Below are 25,075 nucleotides of genomic sequence, written 5' to 3'. Positions count from 1 at the left end.
GGCAAGGTCCGAAGGCCATGATTGCCATGGTCATTATCTGCAACTGCGTTTTGATAATTGCATGGCAGCGGGTTGCAACGGTGTTTCCAAGCTGGATGCGGGTACGGCGCGCCGGGGATGCCAAGGCATGATTATGGCAGATAGAAAAACCTTCATTAACCCCCAACAACGCGATAAAACCCAGCTATGAAAATATTGATGCTAGACCGTTCGATCCGGTTTGAACCTGAAGATATCGTCACCCGGCCGCTTGGTGCGCGCCAGCGGGGTTTTATCGCGCTGGCCGAAGCCTTTGCCGCGCGCGGGCACGAGGTATTGGCACGCCGCCTTGATGGCGCCTATATCACGCGAAATGGCGTGCGCTGGGGCCAGCTTGCCGACGAGGCACCTGCCTTTGGTGATGCGTTGCCGGATCGCATTCTGGCATGGCGTGATCCGCTTTTGCTTGATGCCCGCCCAGTTGCCGAGGATGGGCAACGCTGGCTTTGGTATGATGGCGGTCTTGCCCGGCTGGATGAAAACGAATGCCGCATGGCCCTGTTAACCAGCCTTGCCCGCATCATTTTTACCGATCCGCGCCAGCGTGACGGGTATCATAATGATCTTGGTTTTATACCGCGTCTGATCGCACCGGGGGCCAGCCCGGCCTTTGTTGCGGCGGGGAATGACCATATTGCAGTCGCGGACCGCGAACCGGTGGCAATAACGGTTGCAGGCTGGAATGATGGTCTGGCCGACATTGTGCGCATCTGGTGCGAGGAAATTGCCGTTAAACCGGCGCATGCCCGTTTGGAAATTTATTCGGCTGCCCTTGCCAATGCGCTGGCCGGGCAGGAAAGCAATGTGCCCGATGTGCTGGTTAACCTGGTACGCGATGCGTTAGGAGATGGTGTGCGCGTTTGCATGCCGTTAAGCGAGCAGGACATGGCTGCGCGCATGGCTAAGGCAAGGGTGTTTTTACATCATGGCGGCAACCGTTTTAACGGTGACCACGCCGGGACCTGGCTGTGTGATGCGCTGGCGGCAGGAACGCCGGTGGTATCGTTTGGTGGTATTGCCGAAGCCCGCATTGAAAACGGGCGGAATGGCTATATCGTGCCCGATGATGCGGCATATGGTAATCTGGTGGCGCAAATGCTGGGTGATGATGCCTTTTTTGCAGGCCAGTCCGAAGCGGCCCGCAACGGGCGGCGCGAATGGCTTAATGTTGCCGCCGATCTGGAGAAACTTTAAGCGTGCGCCTGCTTTTTATTACGTCTAACCGGCTGGGGGATGCGGTTTTATCGACATCGGTTTTGCGCCATTTTGTTGAAACCCGCCCCGAATTGCGCATTACGGTGGCCTGCGGCCCGGTTGCCGCGCCAATTTTTGAAGCCGTTCCCAACCTTGAACGCATCATTCGCATGCCCAAACAAAAACGCGGCGGGCATTGGTGGAATTTGTGGAAATCGGTGGTAACGCACTGGTGGGACGTGATTATTGATCTGCGCGGCAGCGCCACGGCCTATGTCCTGCCCGGTCGCAAACGCATTGTGCTTTCGGGTAATGATGACAGCATGCACCGCGTTGAACAGCTTGGCCGGTTGATTGGCGTAAACCCGCCGCCGCGTCCCATTTTGTGGACGCGACCACAGGACGATGCCCGCGCCAGAGAGATTTTGCCAATTGGTGAGAAAAAGATATTGGGTATTGGTGCAGGTGCAAACTGGTTTGGAAAGATATGGCCCGCTGAGCGATTTGCCGAGCTTGTTGACCATTTGACTTGCGCTGGTGGGGCTTTTGAAGGTGCGCATGTGCTATTTTTGGGCGCGCCAGATGAATACGATCTTTCCCGTCCAGTGATCGATCGTGTTTCTGAGAATAGACGGTCTGCTATTTTTGGCGATGAGCATTTGCTAACGGTTGCTGCGTGCCTGAAACATGTTGATTTGTATGTTGGTAATGATTCAGGGCTGATGCATATGGCGGCTGCTGCCGGTGTGCCTACTGTCGGGCTTTTTGGGCCATCCAAAGAAGAAAATTATGGTCCATATGGGCCATTGGGATGTCCTGTCAGAACCGATTTGAGTTATCGTCAGATTATTGACGCGCGTGAAGACCGCTTTGACGGTAAAACTTTGATGACAAGTTTGTCGGTCGGCAAAGTTGAAGCGGCCATTGGGCAGCATATGCAGAAGATTACGGGGTAAGACAACGTGACCAAGACACCAAAACTTTCAGTGGTGATGTGCGTTCATAACGAAGAAGAACGGCTTGCTGCTTGTCTTGAACATCTGCGTTTTGCTGACGAGCTTGTCATTCTTTGTGATAAATGTACCGATAGCAGCGAGCAGATTGCCCGTGATTTTGGGGCCAAGGTTGTTGTTGGGCGCTGGGATATTGAAGGTGAACGTCGAAATCAGGCACAACGGGAAGCATCTGGAGACTGGCTTTTGGAGATTGATGCCGATGAGCATGTGAGTGCAGAACTGGCGCATTCCATTCGTGCTATAATTGCCAATCCGGAATTTGACCGTTACCCAGTTTACATTGATAATTACATTGGTAAGCGGCTGGTGAAATATGGTTGGGGGGCTTCGTTTGGAACCTCGATTGTTTGCAGGTTGTTGAAACCGGGGACAAAACAGTGGGGCATGCAACGTGTGCACCCCTCGATTACGTGGTCCGGCCGTGAAGGACCTGTTTTGAAAGGCAGTGTTGCACATTATCTCGATCGGAATATTTCCGATATGGTGCGGCGACTGGACAGCTACAGCACAGCGCGCGCCAAAGACCTGAAAGCCAGCGGTAATATTGGCACACTGGCCAATAACATTCGCAGGTTCTTTTCGCGGTTTATTAAGTGTTTTATCGGTCGCAAAGGTTATCGGGAGGGAGCGTTGGGGCTTCTCATTGCGATCTTTGCAGGTCTGTTTCCGCTGATCTCCTATATCAAGGCGAAATACGACGATATTTGAGACTGGGGTGTTTGTAGACCGCATCCCGTGAAAAACGCCGGTGCAGGTATAGTATTTCGTGTTTTCCAGTTTGGAATTATCCAAAAAGGGGTGATTCCCTAGGCGTCGGTATCGTGATCCAACATGTTGTTTTTAAAATAAAACATATGTCGCATCTGTTTGGGAACCTTTTGCGATCCCAAATGTTCAGTTGGTAATGTTTTGTTAAAGAACGTGTCCGGAGGATACAACAATGTCGTGGGTAGAGCATTTCGCCTTGGGCGGCATTTTGGTTTTTGCAGCGACCCTGTCACTGCTTGCCGCAAGCAACATTTTGCATGATCCGCAGAACAGCCCGGTAATGGCCCATTCCAGCGGGACGCCGATGTATAATTTTGACAAGCTGCACCGGACCTCAACGCAGGCCTGCCTTTCGGGTTGCGAGATGATGGTGGTGCGTCGTGCGCAGGCACCGATCGGGCATAATGCATCGGCAGATCTGGTGGCCGCCGATTTTCAGGTTAAATGATGGGTAACCGATCCATCACCAACCGGGGTTGAACGTGGCGCGACGTGGACTTGCGATTATTCCCAATCTGATCAAGGGGCTTGTTCGGCGCGACGTGCCGATAAAAAGCAAAGCCCTGTTGCTGGCCGGGCTGGTTTATCTGGTAAGCCCGGTGGATTTGATACCCGATTTCATGCTTGGCGCGGGCTGGATCGATGATCTGGTGATTGTGCCCCTATTAGGCTGGTTTTCCTGGCGGGTCTTGCCGCCAGCCGTGCAGGACGACATGAAAAAAGACTGAGGTGCCAATTTTAAACAGGCACACAGTGTCATGTTCGCGTCCTGTTTTATCTTTCCTTCCCGTTCATATAAGCGAACCGATTTCGCACCCGGAGGTTATCGACCTGTCTGCCTAGGCAAGAAGTCGAATTGACGGCCTTGGCATTTGACAAACTTCGCCCCTGCTTCCTACCTTTTGCCGATAACAGTTTTTCCGGGAGGTAAGGATGAGCGAGAAGTTTCGAGCCCTGGTTCTCAATACGGCGGAAGACGGCAAGGAAGTTTTGCCGGAATTCAAAGACCTTTCCATCAATGACCTGCCGGAAGGCGATGTGCTGGTGCGTGTGGCCCATAGCACGCTGAATTACAAGGACGGCATGATCCTGAACGGGCTGGGGCGTTTGGTGCGGCAATATCCGCATGTGCCCGGCGTCGATTTTGCCGGTGAAGTGGTTGATTCATCAGATGCGCGCTACAAGGCTGGGGACAAGGTGATCCTGACCGGGTGGCGTGTTGGTGAAAGCCATTGGGGCGGATATGCCCAAATGGCGCGCGTCAAGGCCGATTGGCTGGTACCCCTGCCGGACGGTTTAAGCACCGAACAGGCAATGGCAATTGGCACAGCCGGTTTTACATCGATGCTGGCCGTTATGGCGCTGGAAGAACAGGGTGTTTCACCCGATCAAGATGGTGAAATACTGGTAACCGGTGCCGCAGGTGGTGTGGGGTCGGTGGCAATTTCCATTTTGTCGCATCTGGGTTATCGGGTTGTCGCCTCGACCGGGCGGCCCGAAAATGCCGATTACCTCAAGCATCTGGGGGCCAGTGATATTGTTGATCGCGCAGCCCTTGCCGAGGCTCCCAATCGCCCGTTGTTAAGTGAACGCTGGTTAGGCGCAATTGACAGTGTTGGCAGCACAACGTTGGCCCATATGCTTGCAGAAATGAAATATCATGGCGTGGTTGCGGCATGTGGCCTTGCTGGCGGGCCAGATTTGCCAGCAACGGTTATTCCGTTCCTGCTGCGCGGTGTAAGGTTGATTGGCATAGATTCAGTCCTGTGCCCCTATGAAAGGCGGGTTCGCGCCTGGCAGCGTTTGGTAACCGATTTACCGGCCAAGCGTCTGGGTGAGGCAACTGAAACAGTGCCATTATCGGCTGTTTTGCCTTATGGCGAAAAAATCCTCAAAGGCGGGGTGCGTGGCCGCTTGGTGATTGATGTAGCCGCCGGATAATCACCAAACGGGAATTTGGGCGCATATAAGGCTTAACCCGCGTCGGACGGATAAGATTGCGTTCCCATTTAAAGTCTGGTTTCAATGACTTGGGTCGATAATATTGCCGCAGGTAATGATGTGCCGTGATACAATTTGCCGTGCGATGGCAGGTTGTTCATGGCACCTCGCCACCTGTATGGGTTGCTGATGGCTTCGTAAATTCGCAATATAGGGCGACCTGCCTTCGGGTTTGGGCCAGATTTATAAAACGGGCTGACCGGCAGATTTACCGGTATGGCATAGCTGCTTTGGGATGTCGGACAGATGAACGAAAACCGTTTTCGCATTTTGCTGGTCGAAGATAACCCGGGTGATGCCTTTCTGGTGCAGACCTTGCTGGAAGAAGCCGGCGAGACCTTTGATATCGAACACCGCATCAATCTTGCCGGTGCGCTGGAGCTGTTATCGGCACCCACACCGGAAAAGCGGTTTGATGTGGTGCTGCTGGACCTGACATTGCCGGATTCATCCGGTGTGCAGACCATCAGCCGCATCCGCGATGCCGATGGCAGGGTGCCCATTGTGGTGCTGACCGGGCATAAGGACGAAGAACTGGCCTTTGATGCCCTTCAACATGGTGCAGAAGATTACCTGACCAAGGAATTTCCCGACGGGCGCATGATCCGCCGCTCGATCCGCTATGCCATTGAACGGTCACGGTCCGAACAGGCATTGAAGGAAAGCGAGGAACGCTATCGCAAGCTGGTTGAGCTTGCCCCCGAACTGATTGCCGTTTTAAGCGGCGAGACGATTTCCTATGTCAACCGGCAGGGGTTGAGCATTTTGGGTTTTGATGATGCCGATACCGTCACGGGTATGAGCATTTTTGACCTGTTATTGCCCGACAGCCGCGAAATTGCCGAAGAGCATATTGACCGTTATGCAAGGGGCTATAACGGGCGGGCGGATTTTGTGGTTTTGTGCCGCCGTACCGATGGTGTTTCGGTGGAACTGGAAGTTTCCGCCATGGCCTTTACCCATGAAGGCGCACCGGCCATGCTGATTGTGGCGGAGGACGTTACCGAAAAGCGCAAAATCGAACGTCAGCTTGTGCAAACATCCAAGCTGGCGACCCTGGGTGAAATGGCGGCATCGGTGGCCCATGAAATGAACCAGCCGTTAAATGTTATTCGCATGGCGGCAGATACCTGCGCGCTGCAATATGAAATGGATATGGTTTCGCCGGCCTTTCAGCGCGAAAAACTGGAACTGATCAGCGGGCAGACAGAACGCATGGCCGAAATCATCCGGCATTTGCGGGTTTATAGCCGCCCTGACGAAGATGATTTTGAACTGTTTGAGCCAATGCAGGCGGTGGAACGCGCTGTTAACATGGTGGAACACGATTGCCACCTGGCGGGCATTGCCATGGATGTGGTGATATCTTCCATCCCTTGCCAGGTTTCCGGGCGTTTGGTGCAGCTTGAACAGGTGTTGGTCAATATGCTGACCAATTCGCGCGATGCCATTGTGGAGAGCCACGAAGATTTTGGCAGCACAGGTGGGCTTATTCGTGTTACCGCCACGGTGGATGCGGAAAATGAATTGCTGCGTATCGCTGTAAATGACAATGGCGGTGGTATTCCGCAGGATGCGATTGATCTGATTTTTCATCCCTTTTTCACCACCAAGGATGTGGGGAAGGGCACCGGGCTCGGCCTTTCTGTCAGCTATGGCATTGTCGAGGGGATGGGCGGCGAAATTGAAGCCCGCAACGAAGGTGATGGCGCCTGTTTTGAAATAATTCTGCCTGCCGTCAATATTGGCAAAACCATCGAAGCACCTTTGCTTGATGATGTTGATGGCGCCTATTGCCAGCGATATCACAGCGACCCAGATAAGGTCGCGCGGCGGGGCAACATCCGCATCATGGTGGTGGACGACGAAGTCGACGCCATGGACATTATTTCGGCCTATCTTGAAGGGCAGGGCTATGCCGTCAGTGCGGCCAATGACGGGGCCGATGCCCTTGCCATTGCCGGGGTGATCACACCCGACATCCTGATTACTGATATCCGCATGCCACAAATGGATGGCAACCAGCTTATCCGGCAGATGCGCGAACGCAACCCGATGATCCCGGTTATTGTGATGACGGGCCATCCCGGAGATGCGGAAATGCCCCATGATACTGGTGACGATGCGCCCGTTATGGTTATGGCAAAGCCGCTCGACCTTAAGGAACTTCACGCCATTGTCGATGAATTGGTACAGGCGCTTGATATCGGCGGTTAAACCTGCTGTCGCGTAATTGTTTGGTCGACAGATGTTTGATCTGATTGCGGGCAATAAAAAAGCAGGCGCCGTTTTGGGGCCTGCTTTTTTGCATCGGGATTATTGCATCAGGAAAATCCTGATCAGGCTTCCCAGCCAAGCTGCATGGCGATTTTAACCGCCTGGGTACGGTTGGCTGCACCCAGCTTTTTGAAAATGCCGGTCAAATGCACCTTTACGGTGATTTCACGCACGCTAAGCTGTTTGGCGATTTCCTTGTTCGACAGACCTTTGGTCAGCAGGGCCAAAACTTCGCGTTCGCGGTTGGTCAACTGACGCAGGGGGTTGTCGGGTTCCAGACCTTCTAGGTCGATTTCGCCGGGGCGAATGGTGCCGCCATCATCTTCAAGCAGTGCCGAGGGAATGTATTTTTCACCCGAAAGAACCAGTCGCAGTGCATTGATCAGGGATTTGCCTGACAATGTTTTGGGCAGATAGCCCGATGCGCCATGTTCCAGAGCATTCAAGACATCGCTGCGTTTAACCGACCCTGACAGGATAACGACCGGAACATCGGGGAATTTCTGCCGCATGACAGTCAGCCCGGAAAGGCCGTTCATGCCCGGCATGTTCAGATCAAGGATGGTCAGGTCGATAGGTTGCTCACCGTTCACAATTGCCAGTGCTTCGGCAAAGTCTTTTGCCTGGGCAACTGTGACATCTGGTGCCGCAGTTTGCAGAAATGACGTGATGCCATCCCTGACTAGATCGTGGTCGTCCGCAAGCAGGATGTTCATGTTATTTGCCATATTCTTTCTTTGATACGCGGATATTCATTACATCCACATATCTGGCACTGCAACACCGGGAAATGTGCCTTGCAGTGCGATATTGTTCATTTTCCCAAGCCGCACTTTCATCAAGTGCGACCGCAGAATTAAATAAAACCGGACCGCTGTCAAACGGATGCAGAGTACGAGATGGGCTAGAGTATACTTACGGCGGCGCGCAAACCTAAAGAAAATCAGCTTCTTCAACATCAGCATAATGTAATGGTATAGGGAAGTCGCAGATTGAGGGCCAGAATCGACCCTTACCCTTAGGGGTTACGCGTTGGAGTTGAAAAATGATCCGCGTTCATAGCGCGAATTTGCATTTGTTGTTGCGATAGCAGCAAAAAGGGATTCGTTTTCAAATGCTTCGCGCGCACGATCAGGTGAACCAGCTGCCTGATCATAGGCATCAAGTGCCTGCTGGCGGCGATTGGCATTCAAGGCGTCATTGGCATCATAAATGGCATTTGCCCCGCCGGAACTTTCCACTGTGCTGGCAACTGCATCGCTGGTTTCACCGGTTGGCGAAATTTCACCCGGCACCGCATCGGCCGTATTGCTGGTTGAACTGCCGGATTCTGTTTGTTGCTGGGCGCTGGCACCTAGGGCCATTGTCGCCTGGCGGAAGGCCGCCAGGTCCGCACCCGATGGCGCATTGGGCGACAGTGCCGCATTTTGCAACGCTGCCAGGGCTGAGCGGTTATTGTCTGCTGAACCGCCCTGTGAATTGATGCTGACATCGACATGCCCGCCAATGGCATAGGCCTTGCCATCCGGGCCGATGGTATATTGATATTGCGGGGCGGATGCATATTGCCCGGCAGCGGCGGCATGGCCTTTTTCTTCCTGTTTGACCGCGGAATCGCGTGCCTGCAGGCGGGCGACTTCGGCCCTTTCGCCGTCGCTCATTTCCGAAAGTGTTTTGGCGGCATCATTGGTGCCGCCTGCACCATTATGATTGGCCGCTTCGCGTGCCTTTTGGTATTCGGCGTTGGAAATGCCGCCTTCGCGGGCCTGTGCGGCTGTCAGGGTGCTGGCGTGAACAGGGCGGGTGTGCCCGGCATTGATGCCGCCATAGGCACCCGAACCACCATTCTGGCCCGATGACCCAACTTCAACGGCTTCATATTCGCTCAGTATATCGCCGTTGGCCGTGCGCGCGATTTCACGAACATTGAGCACAATGCCCAACTGCCCGCCACGTGCGTTGGTAACGACACCACCTGCGCCCATCATGATCGCCAGGAAACCTTTGTCTGCTATCAGGGTAAAATCGAACTTATACAACCATAGCGCATTTTTGCCCGAAAGTCTTGTGACGGTGAACACATGCCGCGCCCGTCCTTTTGGCGGGGCATATTGGCATTGATCGCGCCAAAAGCTTGCACCTTCCATGGGGCGCTGTTAGATCAGAATGCAATTTTCCAGATGGGCAGGTATTGCCCGACCATATTGCCGTTGGCACCAGCGCCGGATTTTGGCCGGATCAGCCGTGGCGAGACCGAAAAACAGGGTATTTCATATGAATTCGTTTGTTATTCCTGCCAATGAAACCGTGCTTGTCACCGGGGCGGCAGGTTTTATCGGATCGCATCTCAGCCACAAGTTGCTCGATCAGGGTAACACGGTGCTCGGCCTTGATAATGTTAATGACTATTATGATGTCACGCTCAAGGAAGCGCGGGTAAAGCGCCTTGAAGCGCGCGAGGGTTTTCGCCTGGTCCGTATGGATCTGGAAAACCGCGAAGGCATTGCCGATCTGTTTGCCACCGAGAAACCGGTTTATGTCGTGAACCTTGCTGCACAGGCGGGTGTGCGTTATTCGCTGACCAATCCGCATGCCTATATCGATTCCAACCTGCAGGGTTTTACCAATATTCTTGAAGGCTGCCGCCATAACGGCGTGAAGCATCTGGTTTATGCGTCGAGCAGTTCGGTCTATGGCATGAATACGGAAATGCCCTTTTCCGTGCATCACAATGTCGATCACCCGATCAGCCTGTATGCGGCATCGAAAAAGGCCAATGAATTGATGGCGCATACCTACAGCCATCTTTACCGCCTGCCGACAACGGGCCTGCGCTTTTTCACCGTTTATGGTCCGTGGGGCCGCCCAGACATGGCGCTGTTTCTGTTTACCAAGGCTATCCTTGAAGGTCGGCCGATTGATGTGTTTAACGAAGGCAAAATGCGTCGCGATTTCACCTATATCGACGATATTGTTGAAGGCGTTTATCGCTGCATTTCCACCATTGCCCAGCCCAACCCGAATTGGAACCCGGCAAAACCGGACCCGGCCAGCAGCTCTGCCCCGTATCGGGTGTTTAATATCGGCAATAACAGCCCGGTCGAACTGATGCATATGATCGAAACGCTGGAAGAAAAACTGGGCCAAAAAGCGCAGAAAAACCTGCTGCCAATGCAGCCCGGTGACGTCCCGGCAACCTATGCCGATGTTGATGCGCTGATTGATGCGGTGGGCTTCAAGCCCGAAACATCTATCGAAACCGGCATTGGCAATTTTGTTGACTGGTATCGCGAGTTTTACGGATAACTTTATCTGCCTTTAATGTGCCAAGGCACGGTTGCAGGGACTGCAACCGTGCCTTTTTTGTTTTGGGGATGGTTTTTCGACAGCAAAGGTTTTAGGCCGCATCCTGTTCCATCAAACCAAGCAGGAAGTTCTGCATGTCGCGCATATTGGCCTGGATACGGTCATAGTGGGCCTGTTGCTGCGACAGGTTTTCGCGCGCGTCGCTTAGCGCGGTGGCATAGTTTCGGTCGATATCGTGGTTGGGATACCATTTTTGCGAAAATTCGCGCCGGGTCGGGGCGGTTTCATCGCTGTAGTGGCTGACGGCCAGTTGCGGATATTGCTTTGACAGGGCCTTGGTGCCTTCACGTGTGATGTAATCCTCGCGGGCCTGGCCGCGCAGGCCCATGTCATTGGCTTTCTGAACAATGCTTTGCAGGGCATAACCGCCACTATGCATGGCAACCCCGCCAGCTTTATCCATATAGCCCAAAATCTGATCGCCATTGGAAAAGACAACCCGGACATCGGATTGCGAATCCGGGTTGTTGGCTTCCAGCGTTGCCGCTGACTGCTTTGCATGTTCCAGCATGGCAGCCTGCTGCTGTTCAAAATCAAAGGGTGAAAACTGCTGCTGCATTTCCAGCCATTTATCATAGCTGGGGATCATTCTTTCATATTGGTCTGCTGAAAGCTCTGTCGCAACCGTTCCATCCGGCCCGGTGACGGTTATTGGGTCCTGCGCGGTTTCGCGCATGGCGGCAATGCGCTCGCGCATCGGGGCATAGGCCTTTTCGTAATACTGTTCCAGATAGGGCCGCATCGCCGGGTCTGAATACATGTCTTCGCTGAAATCAAAATTTGCAGTAAAGCTGGCGTCGTTACCCGCCGTTGCGCCGTTCCCCGATTGTGTCGCAGCAAAATAGGCACTGGTCGCAGATTCGATGACAGACATGATCCCGCCTTTCCCAAACAGTGAAGCTGGCAGAAATCAGCAAATATCATGCCCGTTCAGGCTGGGTGAGCATCTGATTTTAGAGGGGGATTCATGGGCAATACTGCGAATGGAGGAGGCAAAATTACCGACCCGGCCCAAAGTGTAGGAAAAAGATGCCGCAGCGATTTTATTATTATTCAGTTTGGTCGGATTTGCATCCGTTCAGTTGCGCGGTGTGAAGCCAGTCAGCGCTGATTGTGATTAGCTGGTGATGCGTTTGTGGTGTTCACAGCGTCTATTATCGTGTGATGTGTGAGACGGTCGAGGTGATGGCCGTTATTGGCAAGCAGGATATGCAGGGGCATTTCTGACCAAATTCGTGCTGCGTAATGCAGCCCTGTGAACGCAGATTTCTCACCAATGGCAAAGCCATCAGTGCGAACGAAAAAACGGGAATGTCTGGAAAATGGTGCTGCCGGAGAGATTTGAACTCTCGACCTCTCCCTTACCAAGGGAGTGCTCTACCCCTGAGCTACGGCAGCCTGTAACAGGCCGGTTTCGGGCAAATGGTGCTGCCGGAGAGATTTGAACTCTCGACCTCTCCCTTACCAAGGGAGTGCTCTACCCCTGAGCTACGGCAGCAAGAACCCTTGCGGTGCGGGCGGGTTATAGGCTACTGCCTAGCGTCTGGTCAAGCCCGAAATATGCACCTTTTTTAACTGGCGTCCGATCGTCGTTATTTTGCCACCTTCCGGTGTATGTTTCGCGCGGATTGACCTGCTTGTTTCCGACCCGTTCAACGACCAGAAATGACCATGACTGAAAAGAAAAAACAGGCCAAACCCATCCCTTCCCCTGAACGTTTGAAACGCGAAGCCGAGGCATTGCGCGCCAATCTGGCCCGCCGCAAACAGCAGCAACGCGGGCGCAAGGAAGAACCGACAAATGATGACGCTGCCCAAATTGGCGACGAAGACGCAAAATAAACGCTGCCCTAAAACCCGCTGATGCCCGTGATTTTGCGCAGAAGCCGGGGCAAAAGGGCCGGAATGCAGAAAAAAGCAGGCTTTGCGGCGGATAAAAGCATCGTCTGGTTGATCTTGCAGGGCTGGGGCGGGTAAAACCTTGTTGGTATCGAAATTCGTTTTGGCGGAGGTGGGAACATGTCGGTAAGGCCGGATCACTGGATACGCCAGATGGCGCAGGAAAAAGGCATGATTGAGCCATTTGTTGATGGTTTCAAACGTGATGGCGTCATTTCCTATGGTGTCAGTTCCTATGGCTATGATGCCCGGGTGGCAGACGAGTTCAAGATTTTCACCAATGTCGATTCGGCGGTGGTTGATCCCAAGGAATTTTCCGACCAGGGATTTGTGAACCGTAAAACCGATGTTTGCGTTATTCCGCCCAACAGTTTTGCCCTGGCGCGCACGGTTGAATATTTCCGTATTCCGCGCGACACGCTGGTTATTTGCCTTGGGAAATCGACCTATGCCCGTTGCGGCATCATCGTCAATGTCACGCCGCTTGAACCGGAATGGGAAGGGCATGTGACGCTGGAATTTTCAAATACCACGCCGCTTCCGGCCCGCATTTATGCCAATGAAGGGGCGTGCCAGTTTATTTTTCTGAAGGCCGAAGCGGAATGTGACACGTCATATGCCGATCGCGCCGGAAAATATATGGGACAAAAAGGTGTGACCCTGCCGCGCCTGTAATCGCGTAGCAAAGCACCCAGATAAGCACGCCGTGCATCGCACGGTTTAACGAGGATTGAATGGACAAGATCAAGATTTCCGGTGGCCGCCGCTTGCAGGGCAAAATCGCAATTGGCGGGGCCAAGAATGCCGCCCTTCCGCTGATGGCTGCCGCCCTTCTGACCGAAGAAACCCTGACATTAAGCAATCTGCCCCATCTTGATGACATTACGTCGATGGCAAAATTGTTAAGCCAGCACGGCGTGGCATTGCATATGGATGGCAATGCCCCCAATGGCGGGCATACCGGCCGCGTGCTGGACATGCAGGCAAAGGAAATCGCATCGACAACCGCACCTTATGATCTGGTTCGTAAAATGCGGGCATCGGTCCTGGTGCTGGGGCCGCTGGTGGCGCGCTGTGGTATTGCGCGCGTATCGCTGCCCGGTGGTTGCGCCATTGGCAACCGGCCGGTTGACCTGCACCTTAAGGCGCTTGAAGCGATGGGTGCTGAAATCCATTTGACCGAAGGTTATATCGAGGCACGGGCGCCCGAAGGCCTTAAGGGTGGGCATATCCTGTTCCCACAGGTCTCTGTTGGTGCGACGGAAAATGCCATTATGGCAGCGTCCCTGGCCGATGGTGTCACCACCATTGCCAATGCCGCACGCGAACCCGAAGTTGCCGATCTGGCGCATTGCCTGGTGGCGATGGGGGCCGAAATTGAAGGCATTGGCACCGATACCCTGAAAATTACCGGCAAGCCGCGCCTGCATGGCGCAGAATATTCCGTTGTGCCGGACCGTATTGAAACCGGCACCTATGCCATTGCTGCGGCCATTACCGGCGGCGAAATCGAACTGGTTGGTACGCGTGTTGCGCTGATCAGCTCGTTGATTGATGCGCTGAAGGAAGCCGGTATTGAAATTACCGAAACCGAAGACGGCATGATCGTGCGCGGCAACCGCGCCACCCTGAAAGGGGTGGATGTTATGACCGAACCATACCCCGGTTTTCCGACCGATATGCAGGCGCAGTTCATGGCCCTGATGACGGTTGCCAATGGCGCATCGATGATTACGGAAACCATTTTTGAAAACCGTTTCATGCATGTCCCGGAACTGAGCCGTATGGGGGCCGACATTAACGTACATGGCCGTTCGGCCATCGTACGCGGCAGTGCAAAGCTTTCGGGTGCCGAAGTTATGGCAACCGACCTGCGTGCATCGGTGTCAATGGTTCTGGCCGGGCTGGCGGGCGAGGGGGAAACGGTGATCAACCGTGTTTACCACCTTGATCGCGGTTATGAACGCCTGGAAGAAAAACTGGCGGCCTGCGGTGCCAAAATTGAACGCGTGCGCGAGTAATTTTGCGCGGCCACCACTGATAAATGCCCGTCCTGCATAATGGGCGGGCACCTTTGGATGCGAATATTGATTGCGCCTGCCTGATTGGGATGGCAGGCCGCAGAAAGACAACAAAGCGCAAGGCGACTGATTGATGACTGACGACGCAAAGCTGGTGCTGGCCCTGCCAAAGGGACGCATTCTTGACGAGGTAATGCCCCTGGTGCGGGCCGCAGGCATCGAGCCTGAAGCCGCATTTGATGATTCGAAATCCCGTGCGTTACGCTTTGCCACCAACCATCCGAATATCGATATCATTCGTGTGCGCAGCTTTGACGTTGCGACCTTTGTTGCCTTTGGCGCAGCCCATATCGGGGTGTGCGGCAATGATGTGCTGATGGAATTTGATTATTCCGAAATTTATGCGCCGCTGGATCTGGGTATTGGTTATTGCCGCCTGGCAGTGGCCGAGCCCGAAGACATGATCGAAGGCGATGATCCGTCGCGCTGGTCGCATGTGCGGGTTGCCACCAAATACCCCAACGTCACGCGCAACCATTTTGCCGCACGTGGGGTCCAGGCCGAATGCATCAAGCTGAATGGCGCGATGGAACTGGCCCCGACGCTGGGCCTGTGCCGCCGTATTGTTGACCTTGTATCAACGGGCAATACCCTTGTTGCCAATGGCCTGCGCGAGATCGAGCATATTGCCGATATTACATCGCGCCTGATTGTGAACCGTGCGGCCCTTAAAACCCGCCCGACCGAAATCCAGCCTTTGATTGACCGTTTCTCCGAGGTGCGCAATGCCGATTAAATTGTCGATTACCGAAGCATCCTTTGAGGAAGATTTCGTCAAACTTTTGGGCATGAAGCGGGAATCGGATGCCGATGTTGACGCCGCCGTTGCCGACATCATTGCCGATGTGCGTGCACGCGGGGACGAGGCCGTTGTCGAATATACCAACCGCTTTGACCGCCTGTCGATTGATGCGCAGGGCATGGCTGTAACGCGTGAAGAAATTGATCTGGCGATTTCCGATATCGAACCGTCGCTGCTGGAGTCGCTGAAAACGGCGGCAACGCGTATTCGTGCCTATCACGAAAAGCAGATGCCTGCCGATGAACGTTATACCGACGAAACAGGTGTCGAGCTTGGCTGGCGCTGGCGGCCGGTAACGGCAGCCGGGCTTTATGTGCCGGGCGGGCTGGCATCCTATCCGTCATCGGTGCTGATGAATGCGATCCCGGCTAAGGTTGCCGGGGTGGAACGCCTGGTGATGGTGGTGCCAACACCGGATAATAAAATGAATCCGCTGGTGCTGGCCGCAGCCCGCATTGCCGGGGTGGATGAAATTTACCGCATTGGTGGGGCGCAGGCCGTTGCCGCCCTTGCCTATGGCACGGAAACCATTCGTCCGGTCGATAAAATTGTCGGTCCTGGCAATGCCTTTGTCGCAGCGGCAAAACGCCGGGTTTTCGGCCAGGTCGGCATCGATATGATTGCCGGTCCGTCGGAAATTCTGGTGGTGGCAGATGGCAGCAATGACCCGTCCTGGGTGGCGGCCGATTTGCTGTCGCAGGCTGAACATGACCCGGTTGCGCAATCCATCCTGATTACGGATGACGCCACTTTTGCCGATGCCGTGCAAAAGGCGATTGATACCCACCTGGAAACCTTGCCGCGTGCTGAAATTGCCGGGGCAAGCTGGCGGGATTTTGGCGCGGTTGTGCTGGTGGAAAATCTCGATCAGGCACCGGCCCTTGTGGACCGACTGGCACCCGAACATCTTGAACTGGCCGTCGATGACCCCGATGCACTGGCGGAAAAAATCCACCATGCCGGGGCGATTTTCCTGGGCCGTTATACGCCCGAAGCCATTGGCGATTATGTTGCCGGGCCAAACCATGTGTTGCCAACGGCGCGTTCGGCGCGGTTTTCATCGGGCCTTGGCGTGCTTGATTTCATCAAGCGGTCATCGCTGATCAAATGCACGCCCGAAAGTCTGGCGAAAATTGGCCCGGCTGCAATTGCCCTTGCGCAAAGCGAAGGTTTGCAGGCGCATGGACTTTCTGTAGCGATCCGGTCCAACCGCATGTAAGGTTGTTGCATCACAGCATGGCATCACCCAACCGGGGATAGGGGAAAAGATGATGGCAGACGCCGTAAACAACCAGTGTATTGCCGGCATATATCTTGACCAGAAATACAAAATCCGTCGCCGCCCGGAAGTGGAGCACGAACAGGCGGTGGCGATTTATGATCTTCTGGAAGAAAACCATTTTGCCCCGGTTGGTGATTTTGTCGGCCCCTATTCGGTGCATATGCGCATTGAAGACAACCGCATCTATATGGATGTGCGCGGCGACAATGATGACGAAAACCTGACCACCATTGTTTTGCCGCTAACACCGTTTCGCCGCATCGTGAAAGATTACTTCATGATCTGCGAAAGCTATTATGACGCGATCAAAAAGGCATCCGCCGCCCAGATCGAAACTATCGATATGGCGCGCCGTGGTTTGCATAATGAAGGGTCTGAACAATTGCGCGATCTGCTGTCAGAAAAGGTGGTGATTGATGAAAACACTGCGCGGCGGCTTTTTACCCTGATTTGCGTTCTTCATATTCGAGGGTAACGGCAAGTGGCGCAGGATATTCCCGGTGCCGTACTGTTTGCCTGCAGTTACAATGCTGTCCGTTCGATTATGGCGGCCACATTGATGCGGCATTTTCACGGTAACCGGGTTTATGTTGAATGCTGTGGCCTGCGTGCCGGCGACCTTGACGGGTTTGCCGTTGCCGTAATGGACGAGATAGGCCTTGATATTTCCGGCTATAAACCCAAAACCTTTGATGAACTGGAAGACGGTTTTTTTGATTTGATCGTCACGCTGTCGCCCGAGGCCCAGCACCGTGCCGTTGAAATGACGCGCACCATGGCCTGTGACGTTGAATTCTGGAATACCTTTGACGCCACCCTGATTGAAGGCACGCGCGAAACCCGGCTCGAGGCCTATCGCCAGGTGCGTGACCAGCTTAAAAAACGCATTCTTGAACGCTTTCCGCTGGCCCCGGCACCTACATTTTAAATTCCGGAATTTTCCTGATCACCGGTTTGCCCGGGCAGGGCTGATGAAGCATTTCTTTGCGCCATTGGCCCCGTCTTTTGATCAGCCCTGTTCTTCCATCAGGTCGACTTCGGCGGCCAGTGTGGCAAGGGCCGGGCCATCAAGCACGAAAATGCGTTCGCTGACAGCGGGTTTCATGCCGATTTTGCGATAGAATTTTTGCCCGGTCATGTTTTCGGCATCAACAGACAGGCGGATATAATGCCGGTTGGTGCGTCTGGCGTGGGCGGCGACATGGGAAAACAGATAACGGGCAAACCCGCCGCCGCGCAGCGACGAATCCACATATAAATCCTGGATATAAATGCCAGCCTTGCCACGAAAGGTGGAATAGCTGTCAAAATACAGGCACATGGCAAGGGGCATGCCCTCGTTCGTTTCGCCAATCAGGGCATGAAAGGCCGGAATATCGCCAAATCCGTCGCGCAGAATGTCTTCTTTGGTGCTGGTAAATTTATCAAGGCTGTCGGTTACCCGTGCAATTTCGCGCAGCATGGCATGCATATGACCAACGTCCTGGGCGGTTGCGGGGCGAATTTTTGGGAACTGGTCAGGGGTTAGAACCTTTTTCATGCACGATCCTGTATCTGGCGGCGATTTGGGCGATAGGGGTGGCGGTGTTACCTTATGCTACCTATATTGGGTGAAACATGCACGTACCGCATTGCCGGGGCGCACTGTGCGACATGCGAAAGGGCTTGACCTTTTCGCGTGAACAGCGCAGTTTGCGCCAACCGGTCGTTGGTGTTGCAGCACGAAAGTTTAGGAGTCACATGGCTAAAGAAGACGTTATCGAGTTTCAGGGCACAGTTACAGAACTTCTGCCCAACGCGATGTTCCGCGTGAAGCTGGACAATGACCACGAAATTCTCGCCCATACTTCGGGCAAGATGCGGAAAAACCGTATTCGCGTTCTTGCGGGTGACCGCGTCAGCGTTGAAATGACGCCGTATGATTTGACCAAAGGTCGGATCACTTTCCGCTTTAAATAATCCGCAGTTGATATTCCGGTTTGTCGCCGCCTTTGATGTAAAGGCGGTTTTGGGTGCGAGATACCCTGCAAATCGCGATATTTTCCCTGCGTGAGCTGACGCAATGCCGCATGATCCCTGATCTGGCGGCATTTGTCTGTTTTGGGGCAGATTTTGCGACAAGGCTGCCATTGCCAAACAGGGCAATCGGCGTTTTGTCGCCAGGCATGTCCTGCTATGGTGCGCGTCACGTCTGTTTTGCAAATCGGGAGCCGTCATTTGTCTTCGCATGTTTCATCCAAGCTTGTTCTGGCGTCGGCCTCGCCGCGGCGGGTAGAACTTTTGACCCAGATTGGCATTACGCCAGCCGCCATTGCGCCAGCCGATATTGATGAAACACCGTTAAAAGACGAAAGCCCGCGCCGCCTGGCCCTTCGCCTTGCCGAGGAAAAAGCCAAGGCCGTGGCAGATGGTCATGATGGTGCCTATGTGCTGGCGGCCGATACGGTTGTTGCCTGCGGCCAGCGTGCATTGGGCAAACCCGAAGACGCCGCTGAAGCACGCAAATTTCTTGGCATGCTGTCAGGTCGCCGCCACCGTGTTTATGGCGGTATCTGCGTGATTGCGCCCGATGGCACCCTGCGGTCCCGTGTAGTTGAAACGCAGGTTATTTTCCGCAGCCTTAATGAAGGTGATATTCGCCGTTACCTTGCCAGTGATGAATGGCAGGGCAAAGCAGGCGCCTATGGCATCCAGGGGCTGGCAGCGGTGTTTATCCGCCAGATTTCAGGGTCATACAGCAATGTGGTTGGCCTGTCGCTTTATGATACCGATGCGCTGTTGCGCGGGTTGGGATATTTCCCGGAGGCAGGATAAAAATGCGCGCGCAGGGGGACGATGGCGAAAGGCTTTTGCTGATTGATGCGGTGGCCGATGAACGCCGGATCGCCCTGCTGGAAAATGACCGCGTCAGCCGTATCTGGTTTGATCGCGGTGGACCGCGCCGGTTTGACATCCATATTGGCCGTATATCGCGGGTAATGCCGGAAATGGCTGCGGCCATGGTGGTGCTTGATGGCTGCGATGATGGCCTGTTGCCGCTGGACCGTATCGATGGCCCGCTTCACGAAGGCCAATGGGTGATTGTCCAGGTATCACGCCTTGGATTTGATGATAAAGGCCCGAAACTGACCGGGCGTATCGCCATAGAAGGGGTGGGAATGATTTTTCGCCCCTCTGGCGGCATCATCGATATTCCCCGCAAAATCAGCGATCCTGAAACACGCGACCATCTTGCCCATACATTAAAGGCACTGACGCAGCAGGGCGAAAGCATCACCCTGCGTACATCAGCAGCCGGTTGGGATGATGATGCCCTGCGCGGGGAATTTTCCCGGCTTGCCGGCATTTGGCAAAAGGCGCTGGCAGCGCAAAAAAATGCATCGCGGCCGATACGGGTGTTTCAGGCCCTGTCAGATGTTGATCAGGTGATTGAACGCCACGTTCTGGCGGGCGAGGCCTGCATTGTCGATGGCATGTCGGAATATATTCGCCTGCGTGGTCTGGTGCGTGCCCTTGGCGCGCGTGATGATGCCCTGAAGCCTCATAAAGGCGATTCGCTGTTATTTGAGGCCGAGGGCGTTGAGGCCGCACTTGATGAAGCCCTGGCAACCCGTGTTGTCCTGCCTGGTGGTGGATGGATATCGATCGAGGCGACAACGGCATTATGTGCCATTGATGTGAATGCAGGGGGCGCACAGGCGGGGCAAAATGCCGCGCGGCGAAACCAGGATGTAAATTTGGCGGCAGCCGCGGAAATTGTGCATCAGATAAAATTGCGCAATATCGGCGGGCTGGTGGTGATTGACCCCATCCGTATGCCGGGCCGGGCGGCACGCGATTCTTTTGAGGCAGCCATCAAACAGGGATTCGCCGCCGAAATTGATGGGGCTGTGCAAGTTGGCGGTTTTACCCGGCTGGGCCTGTATGAATTTAGCCGCCAGCGCAGCGGGGCCGATTTGGCATCGTTGATATTTGACGATGCGAAAGGCGATTCGTCTGAAAATATGCGCCGGTGGGGCCGTGAAGCGGCAGGAAACGCCGTTTTGCGCGGGATTGCCACGGAAATGCGCCAAAGGCCAGTGGGGGCAACGCGGGTAAGATTGCATCCCGATATTTTGGAATTATGTGGTAATCGCGAAAATTTTCGCCGAATTCTGGGCGAAATTTTTGGCCGTGCACCGCAATGCGTGGCCGATATGGCATTGGCGCGCCATGAATATGTGATTGAAAGGGACTGAATAATGGCCAGTAAACCCAGCGCATCGGCCAAGGGAACGGCACATGGCAGCACCACGGAATGCGCGATGTGCGGTGCGCCAGTGGTCGAGAAATACAAGCCTTTCTGCTCGAAACGCTGTGCTGATCTGGATTTGGGCAAGTGGTTGAACGCCAGCTATGCCGTGCCCGCGACCGAGCCGCCAGAGTATCTTGAAGACCTTGAAGATGAAGACGAATTTTAAGTTCAAAAAAAATGCGAAAACAGGCTGGACAAGGTGAAAGCCAGCTTGTATAACCCCGCTCGTTCCGCAGGGAACGCTTCCGGAAACGGAAATGCTTCAAGGTTGCCCGGATAGCTCAGTTGGTAGAGCAGTGGACTGAAAATCCGCGTGTCGGTGGTTCGAATCCGCCTCCGGGCACCACTTGAACTTCAAAAAGAACCTGGCTTCGGCCAGGTTTTTTTGTGCCTTTTTTCAGGGCGCTGGCAAACGCCATTTGCTTTTATGTCCGTCGCACCGCCCGCTTTCCCGGTCTTGCAAGAATCCGTCAGACCCTGACGGCGCATTATCCGATTTGTGATAGCCGGAATTTCGGCAAGTCCCAGCCAAATGCGCGAAACCTTTTAGAGTCGTGTCGGTTTGAACATGGCTTTGCGCCTATGTGCATTCAAATGAACATGGGAATTGCGACCGATGATGGTATCGGTAAAAATACTTGCATTTCCGGCGTCTAGCCTGATTTTTACAGGAATATTACCAGTAAATGACATGCGCTTGAGCGACATCATTTCAAATTGCTGAAATATGTTTCACGATAGAACTACCTTCAGGTGGTGTATTTTTGGCACCTGATGAGACAGAATGATACAGAAGGAACCGGCATGGCGGAGAAACAGATCGAGATCGAACTCAAAATGCGGATCGATCCGAAACATGTGAATCGTCTTAAACAGGCTCCTGTTCTGCGTGAAGTGAAAGAAGGCCGCCGCCTGACCACCACGCAGCTTGTTTCCATCTATTACGATACGCCGAAACTGGCCCTGTCACGCAAGGGGCTGGCCATTCGTGTGCGCAAAAAGGGTGCTACGGGCTGGGAACAGACGGTTAAGGCATCGAACGGATTGCGCGCAGCCCTGCCAGAACGCCAGGAATGGACGGTCGAGCTGGAAAATGGTGAACTTGATCTGGCCAAATTCACCGATGCCGATGTGCTGGCGTTGCTCGACAAGCTGGCAAAGAACAAAAAGATCGACCGCATTTTTGAAACCGACCTGTCGCGCGCCAGCGTTGACCTTGGCTATCGCGATGCGGTGATGGAACTTGCCATTGATCAGGGCGTGGTGCGTGCGGGCGACCGCGAAGCCCCCATTTCCGAGGTCGAACTGGAACTAAAAGAAGGCCACCCGGCAACCCTGTTTGACCTGGCGCTTGAATTACAGCGAACGGTGCCCCTTTACCTGAGCCTGCGGTCCAAGGCATCGCGCGGGCGCGCCCTTTATTTTGATGAACAGCCAACATTTTACAAGGCAGACCCGGTGGGCCTGCATGAGGGGATGAGCGCGGAAGAAGCCTTTCGTGCCGTGATCGCCCAGGGTCTGACGATGATTTTGGGCAACGAAATTTGTGTGCGCCGCGATTTGCACCCGGAAGGCTGCCATCAGATGCGCATTGGCATGCGCCGCCTGCGTGTGGCCTTTAACCTGTTTCGTCATAACCTGCCAGCGGGCGAGTCAGTGCTGATTCGCCGCCTGCTGAAATCCTGCACCAAGGGCCTTGATGCCCTGCGGGATTGGGATGTGTTTTTGGGGGAAACCCTGCCAGCCATTGAACAGCGTTTTCCCGACAAAGGCGAAAACGGCCCCAATGCCGAATTGCGCAAGGCGGCATCGGGCCAGCGTGCGCACGCCCTGAAGGCGGCATTTGCGATGCTGGAATCATCCGATTACCAGCAGCTTTGCCTGTTGTTGGGCGCATGGGCAAGCTATTCGCGCTGGGCATCGGGGGCAAGTGCGGCACAAATGCGGGCCATGTCCGCCCCGATTGGTGAACTGGCCGAACCGCTGCTGGAAAAAGCACGCAAACGCATGGCCAAACGCGGCAGCAAGGTTACCGAGCTTAGCATTGCCGGGCTGCATGCCTGGCGGCTGGATGTAAAACAGATGCGTTATGCCTGCGATTTCTTCTATGAAATTTACGGTGGTAAATCGGTTCGCAAATTCCGCAGCAGCCTTGCCGAATTGCAGGATATTCTGGGTCAGTTGAATGACGCCGCCGTTGCTGAAAGCAGGCTGGCTGTTTTGCAATCCACCCTGGGCAAACAGGGCATGGTTGGTGTGGGCCGCATTGCTGGCTGGTATGGTGCGCGTGCCGATTACCGCCTGCAGGGCATTGCCGATGCCTGGAAGGCGTTCGACAAGCAAAAACCATTCTGGCGCTAAGCAGCGATCCTGATGGATGAAAAAACGGGCTGATGTGCAGATGCAGATCCGCCCGTTTTATGTGTTTGCTTGTCTTGTCTTGTCTGGCTTAACCGGCAGCGTCGCTATCGGCTTTCATTTGCTGATAGGCTTCCATGGCCCGGTCGCGGCCGGCTTTAAGGTCCACAATCGGTTCGGGATAGGTTTGGCCCAGTGTGACGCCAGCCCCTTTAAGGACAAGGGCCGGGGCCTCCCACGGTTTATGGATGTGGGAATTCGGCAGGTCGCGAAGTTCCGGCACCCATTGACGTACATAATCGCCTTTGGCATCAAATTTTTCGCCCTGAAGGACCGGGTTGAAAATGCGGAAATAGGGGGCAGCATCGGCACCGCTGCCGCCAATCCATTGCCAGGAAAACGGGTCGGCCGCCGGGCAGGCATCGACCAGGGTATCATCAAACCAGTCCAGCCCGTGCTGCCAGTGCAACAACAGATGTTTGACCAGCAATGACCCCACAATCATGCGCACCCGGTTGTGCATATAGCCGGTATGCCAAAGTTCGCGCATCCCGGCATCGACAATGGGATAGCCGGTTTTGCCGCGCTGCCAGGCTTTAAGTGCGTCGTCGTTATCGCGCCAGGGGAAATGGCGGAACTGGCCCTGTAGCGGTTCGGTACGAAGGTCATCGGCGTAAAACAGCACATGGTGGGCAAATTCCCGCCAGCCCAGTTCGGACAGAAATTTCGATGCGGCTTTGCCCTGGCCCGGTTCGGCCTCGGCATGGTGGCTGATGGCATGCCAAATTTCGCGCGGGCTGATTTCGCCAAAACGTAAATGCGGTGATAGTTCCGACGTCACCAGCCGGTCCGGGCGGTCGCGCATTTCGGCGTAATCCGCCAGGCGGTCATCGATAAAATCGTGAAGCTGTTCGCGTGCGGCGCCCTCGCCCGGGGTAAACCGCTCGGCAAAGCCGGTTGCCCAGTTAACCGGTTTGGGTGACAGGTCCAAGGCCGTGATCGATACAGCCTGTGCCGGGCTGATGCCGGAAAGGGGAATGTCCTTTGGTGCCGGTTTGGGGCGGGCAGGCGGTGGCATTTTAAGACAGGCCCGCCAGAAGGGCGAAAAGACCTTAAAGGATGTACCAGCCCCGGTTTTGACTTCCCAGGGTTCGTAAAGAAGGTGGCTGTTGAAACTTTCGCATTCAAGTTTCAGGTCATCCCGGCAATGCTGTTTTAAGGCCTTGTCGCGTTCTACCGATTGCGGGTCATAACAGCGGTTCCAGAATACCGCGCCGATATCGTGATCATCACACAGATGCGATAACACGTCCTTTGCCTTGCCTTTGAACAGGCGCAGGCTGTTTTCGGCCGTATCGCCGGCATGGGTGCTGGCTTTTTCCGAAATGGATTTTTCAAGCACCCCCAGGCTGTGTTCCAGCCACCAGCGGGTGGCACCGCCCAGTTGCCGTTCCATTACATCATCAAGGATATAAACCGGCAGGATGGTGCCGTCATGGTCGCGTGCCCAGGCAATTGCGGCGGCAAGGGCGGGGTTATCGGTCAGGCGCAAATCATTGCGAAACCACATGATGGCAATGGGGGGACGGGGCATCCGGGCCTCTTGCTATGCTATTGTCAAATCAAGAAAAGAGCGCGCCGAAACGTGACTTGCCAGGGGATAGCATGAAGGCGCGCTCTTTCTCTGGCTCGGGGTAC

25 protein-coding genes and 3 tRNA genes are annotated in these 25,075 nt (G+C 54.5%); 21 read left to right on the top strand and 7 right to left on the bottom strand.

Annotated features, from left to right (window positions below; translation table 11 throughout):
• Positions 1-198 precede the first annotated feature (198 nt).
• From CSC3H3_RS14100 to CSC3H3_RS14070, 7 genes are all read left to right on the top strand, one after another.
• Positions 199-1,233: a glycosyltransferase gene (locus CSC3H3_RS14100; RefSeq protein ID WP_245881126.1), complete on the top strand. Its 1,035-nt coding sequence runs from the start codon at positions 199-201 to the stop codon at positions 1,231-1,233.
• Between the two features lie 2 nt (positions 1,234-1,235).
• Positions 1,236-2,189, top strand: a complete 954-nt coding sequence (locus CSC3H3_RS14095; RefSeq protein ID WP_101285227.1) for a glycosyltransferase family 9 protein — start codon at positions 1,236-1,238, stop codon at positions 2,187-2,189.
• 6 nt (positions 2,190-2,195) lie between these two features.
• A complete protein-coding gene (locus tag CSC3H3_RS14090) occupies positions 2,196-2,957 on the top strand; it encodes a glycosyltransferase family 2 protein (protein WP_245881125.1) in 762 nt (253 codons plus the stop codon).
• A 232-nt stretch (positions 2,958-3,189) separates the two neighbouring features.
• On the top strand, positions 3,190-3,465 hold the full coding sequence (locus CSC3H3_RS14085) for a hypothetical protein (RefSeq protein WP_101264704.1): 276 nt from the start codon (positions 3,190-3,192) through the stop codon (positions 3,463-3,465).
• 34 nt (positions 3,466-3,499) lie between these two features.
• Positions 3,500-3,745 carry a YkvA family protein gene (locus CSC3H3_RS14080; RefSeq protein WP_101285226.1) on the top strand — a complete coding sequence of 82 codons (246 nt, stop codon included), beginning with the start codon at positions 3,500-3,502 and terminating at the stop codon, positions 3,743-3,745.
• Between the two features lie 205 nt (positions 3,746-3,950).
• On the top strand, positions 3,951-4,958 hold the full coding sequence (gene acuI, locus CSC3H3_RS14075) for an acrylyl-CoA reductase (NADPH) (protein WP_101285225.1): 1,008 nt from the start codon (positions 3,951-3,953) through the stop codon (positions 4,956-4,958).
• A 306-nt stretch (positions 4,959-5,264) separates the two neighbouring features.
• Positions 5,265-7,235 (top strand): response regulator, encoded by a 1,971-nt coding sequence (locus CSC3H3_RS14070; protein ID WP_101285224.1) that lies wholly within the window; start codon positions 5,265-5,267, stop codon positions 7,233-7,235.
• A gap of 122 nt (positions 7,236-7,357) precedes the next feature.
• Here the strand turns inward: CSC3H3_RS14070 and CSC3H3_RS14065 are convergent, their stop codons facing one another.
• Together CSC3H3_RS14065 and CSC3H3_RS14055 are read right to left on the bottom strand one after the other, a co-directional pair.
• Positions 7,358-8,011 carry a response regulator gene (locus tag CSC3H3_RS14065; protein WP_101264700.1) on the bottom strand — a complete coding sequence of 218 codons (654 nt, stop codon included), beginning with the start codon at positions 8,009-8,011 and terminating at the stop codon, positions 7,358-7,360.
• Positions 8,012-8,320: 309 nt separating this feature from the next.
• Positions 8,321-9,334, bottom strand: coding sequence for a putative metalloprotease CJM1_0395 family protein (locus CSC3H3_RS14055; RefSeq protein WP_157831900.1), 1,014 nt, complete (start codon positions 9,332-9,334; stop codon positions 8,321-8,323).
• 235 nt (positions 9,335-9,569) lie between these two features.
• On the opposite strand from CSC3H3_RS14055, the gene CSC3H3_RS14050 reads away from it, so the two are divergent.
• Positions 9,570-10,601 (top strand): NAD-dependent epimerase, encoded by a 1,032-nt coding sequence (locus CSC3H3_RS14050; protein ID WP_101285222.1) that lies wholly within the window; start codon positions 9,570-9,572, stop codon positions 10,599-10,601.
• Between the two features lie 91 nt (positions 10,602-10,692).
• Here CSC3H3_RS14050 and CSC3H3_RS14045 read toward each other — a convergent pair whose 3' ends face one another.
• The 3 genes from CSC3H3_RS14045 to CSC3H3_RS14035 all read right to left on the bottom strand — a co-directional run bounded on the left by CSC3H3_RS14045 (position 10,693) and on the right by CSC3H3_RS14035 (position 12,159).
• On the bottom strand, positions 10,693-11,535 hold the full coding sequence (locus CSC3H3_RS14045) for a hypothetical protein (RefSeq protein WP_101285221.1): 843 nt from the start codon (positions 11,533-11,535) through the stop codon (positions 10,693-10,695).
• Between the two features lie 449 nt (positions 11,536-11,984).
• Positions 11,985-12,059 (bottom strand) — tRNA-Thr (locus tag CSC3H3_RS14040).
• 25 nt (positions 12,060-12,084) lie between these two features.
• Positions 12,085-12,159: transfer RNA gene (locus tag CSC3H3_RS14035), tRNA-Thr, on the bottom strand.
• A gap of 173 nt (positions 12,160-12,332) precedes the next feature.
• Between CSC3H3_RS14035 and CSC3H3_RS24780 the strand changes: the two genes are divergently transcribed.
• From CSC3H3_RS24780 to CSC3H3_RS14005, 7 genes are all read left to right on the top strand, one after another.
• Positions 12,333-12,503, top strand: a complete 171-nt coding sequence (locus CSC3H3_RS24780) for a hypothetical protein (protein ID WP_172963427.1) — start codon at positions 12,333-12,335, stop codon at positions 12,501-12,503.
• Positions 12,504-12,680: 177 nt separating this feature from the next.
• Entirely contained in the window at positions 12,681-13,235 is a 555-nt protein-coding gene (dcd, locus tag CSC3H3_RS14030; RefSeq protein WP_101268464.1) for a dCTP deaminase, read from the top strand.
• Positions 13,236-13,294: 59 nt separating this feature from the next.
• On the top strand, positions 13,295-14,581 hold the full coding sequence (gene murA / locus CSC3H3_RS14025) for a UDP-N-acetylglucosamine 1-carboxyvinyltransferase (RefSeq protein ID WP_101268462.1): 1,287 nt from the start codon (positions 13,295-13,297) through the stop codon (positions 14,579-14,581).
• Positions 14,582-14,714: 133 nt separating this feature from the next.
• Positions 14,715-15,377 carry an ATP phosphoribosyltransferase gene (gene hisG, locus CSC3H3_RS14020; RefSeq protein WP_101268461.1) on the top strand — a complete coding sequence of 221 codons (663 nt, stop codon included), beginning with the start codon at positions 14,715-14,717 and terminating at the stop codon, positions 15,375-15,377.
• The gene (gene hisD / locus CSC3H3_RS14015; RefSeq protein ID WP_101285220.1) at positions 15,367-16,662 is read left to right on the top strand and encodes a histidinol dehydrogenase; all 1,296 of its coding nucleotides are present in this window, start codon (positions 15,367-15,369) and stop codon (positions 16,660-16,662) included. The genes hisG and hisD overlap by 11 nt, the downstream gene beginning before the upstream one ends.
• Positions 16,663-16,714: 52 nt before the next feature.
• Positions 16,715-17,200: a UPF0262 family protein gene (locus CSC3H3_RS14010; protein ID WP_101268497.1), complete on the top strand. Its 486-nt coding sequence runs from the start codon at positions 16,715-16,717 to the stop codon at positions 17,198-17,200.
• 6 nt (positions 17,201-17,206) lie between these two features.
• Positions 17,207-17,653, top strand: coding sequence for an arsenate reductase/protein-tyrosine-phosphatase family protein (locus tag CSC3H3_RS14005; protein ID WP_101268457.1), 447 nt, complete (start codon positions 17,207-17,209; stop codon positions 17,651-17,653).
• Between the two features lie 81 nt (positions 17,654-17,734).
• Here the strand turns inward: CSC3H3_RS14005 and CSC3H3_RS14000 are convergent, their stop codons facing one another.
• The gene (locus CSC3H3_RS14000; RefSeq protein ID WP_101285219.1) at positions 17,735-18,265 is read right to left on the bottom strand and encodes a GNAT family N-acetyltransferase; all 531 of its coding nucleotides are present in this window, start codon (positions 18,263-18,265) and stop codon (positions 17,735-17,737) included.
• Positions 18,266-18,465: 200 nt separating this feature from the next.
• On the opposite strand from CSC3H3_RS14000, the gene infA reads away from it, so the two are divergent.
• From infA to CSC3H3_RS13965, 6 genes are all read left to right on the top strand, one after another.
• The gene (infA, locus tag CSC3H3_RS13995) at positions 18,466-18,684 is read left to right on the top strand and encodes a translation initiation factor IF-1 (protein ID WP_073955974.1); all 219 of its coding nucleotides are present in this window, start codon (positions 18,466-18,468) and stop codon (positions 18,682-18,684) included.
• 258 nt (positions 18,685-18,942) lie between these two features.
• The gene (locus CSC3H3_RS13985) at positions 18,943-19,539 is read left to right on the top strand and encodes a Maf family protein (protein WP_245881124.1); all 597 of its coding nucleotides are present in this window, start codon (positions 18,943-18,945) and stop codon (positions 19,537-19,539) included.
• Between the two features lie 2 nt (positions 19,540-19,541).
• On the top strand, positions 19,542-20,963 hold the full coding sequence (locus tag CSC3H3_RS13980) for a ribonuclease E/G (RefSeq protein WP_101285216.1): 1,422 nt from the start codon (positions 19,542-19,544) through the stop codon (positions 20,961-20,963).
• Between the two features lie 3 nt (positions 20,964-20,966).
• Positions 20,967-21,185: a DNA gyrase inhibitor YacG gene (locus CSC3H3_RS13975; RefSeq protein WP_101285215.1), complete on the top strand. Its 219-nt coding sequence runs from the start codon at positions 20,967-20,969 to the stop codon at positions 21,183-21,185.
• Between the two features lie 104 nt (positions 21,186-21,289).
• Positions 21,290-21,365: transfer RNA gene (locus CSC3H3_RS13970), tRNA-Phe, on the top strand.
• 458 nt (positions 21,366-21,823) lie between these two features.
• On the top strand, positions 21,824-23,380 hold the full coding sequence (locus CSC3H3_RS13965) for a CYTH and CHAD domain-containing protein (protein WP_101285214.1): 1,557 nt from the start codon (positions 21,824-21,826) through the stop codon (positions 23,378-23,380).
• 88 nt (positions 23,381-23,468) lie between these two features.
• On the opposite strand, the gene CSC3H3_RS13960 is transcribed toward CSC3H3_RS13965, so the two are convergent.
• On the bottom strand, positions 23,469-24,971 hold the full coding sequence (locus CSC3H3_RS13960) for a cryptochrome/photolyase family protein (protein WP_101285213.1): 1,503 nt from the start codon (positions 24,969-24,971) through the stop codon (positions 23,469-23,471).
• Positions 24,972-25,075: the final 104 nt, after the last annotated feature.

The organism is Thalassospira marina (genome assembly GCF_002844375.1).
Lineage (GTDB): Bacteria > Pseudomonadota > Alphaproteobacteria > Rhodospirillales > Thalassospiraceae > Thalassospira > Thalassospira marina.
This window is presented reverse-complemented; position numbering and strand designations above follow the sequence as displayed.

Bases quoted from the DNA above. Each gene is read 5' to 3' on its own strand.
- CSC3H3_RS14100 (WP_245881126.1), top strand. From the start codon at position 199: ATGCTAGACCGTTCGATCCGGTTTGAACCTGAAGATATCGTCACCCGG.
- CSC3H3_RS14085 (WP_101264704.1), top strand. From the start codon at position 3,190: ATGTCGTGGGTAGAGCATTTCGCCTTGGGCGGCATTTTGGTTTTTGCA.
- acuI (WP_101285225.1), top strand. From the start codon at position 3,951: ATGAGCGAGAAGTTTCGAGCCCTGGTTCTCAATACGGCGGAAGACGGC.
- CSC3H3_RS14070 (WP_101285224.1), top strand. From the start codon at position 5,265: ATGAACGAAAACCGTTTTCGCATTTTGCTGGTCGAAGATAACCCGGGT.
- CSC3H3_RS14065 (WP_101264700.1), bottom strand. From the start codon at position 8,011: ATGAACATCCTGCTTGCGGACGACCACGATCTAGTCAGGGATGGCATC.
- CSC3H3_RS14050 (WP_101285222.1), top strand. From the start codon at position 9,570: ATGAATTCGTTTGTTATTCCTGCCAATGAAACCGTGCTTGTCACCGGG.
- CSC3H3_RS14045 (WP_101285221.1), bottom strand. From the start codon at position 11,535: ATGTCTGTCATCGAATCTGCGACCAGTGCCTATTTTGCTGCGACACAA.
- CSC3H3_RS24780 (WP_172963427.1), top strand. From the start codon at position 12,333: ATGACTGAAAAGAAAAAACAGGCCAAACCCATCCCTTCCCCTGAACGT.
- dcd (WP_101268464.1), top strand. From the start codon at position 12,681: ATGTCGGTAAGGCCGGATCACTGGATACGCCAGATGGCGCAGGAAAAA.
- murA (WP_101268462.1), top strand. From the start codon at position 13,295: ATGGACAAGATCAAGATTTCCGGTGGCCGCCGCTTGCAGGGCAAAATC.
- hisG (WP_101268461.1), top strand. From the start codon at position 14,715: ATGACTGACGACGCAAAGCTGGTGCTGGCCCTGCCAAAGGGACGCATT.
- hisD (WP_101285220.1), top strand. From the start codon at position 15,367: ATGCCGATTAAATTGTCGATTACCGAAGCATCCTTTGAGGAAGATTTC.
- CSC3H3_RS14010 (WP_101268497.1), top strand. From the start codon at position 16,715: ATGGCAGACGCCGTAAACAACCAGTGTATTGCCGGCATATATCTTGAC.
- CSC3H3_RS14000 (WP_101285219.1), bottom strand. From the start codon at position 18,265: ATGAAAAAGGTTCTAACCCCTGACCAGTTCCCAAAAATTCGCCCCGCA.
- infA (WP_073955974.1), top strand. From the start codon at position 18,466: ATGGCTAAAGAAGACGTTATCGAGTTTCAGGGCACAGTTACAGAACTT.
- CSC3H3_RS13980 (WP_101285216.1), top strand. From the start codon at position 19,542: ATGCGCGCGCAGGGGGACGATGGCGAAAGGCTTTTGCTGATTGATGCG.
- CSC3H3_RS13975 (WP_101285215.1), top strand. From the start codon at position 20,967: ATGGCCAGTAAACCCAGCGCATCGGCCAAGGGAACGGCACATGGCAGC.
- CSC3H3_RS13965 (WP_101285214.1), top strand. From the start codon at position 21,824: ATGGCGGAGAAACAGATCGAGATCGAACTCAAAATGCGGATCGATCCG.
- CSC3H3_RS13960 (WP_101285213.1), bottom strand. From the start codon at position 24,971: ATGCCCCGTCCCCCCATTGCCATCATGTGGTTTCGCAATGATTTGCGC.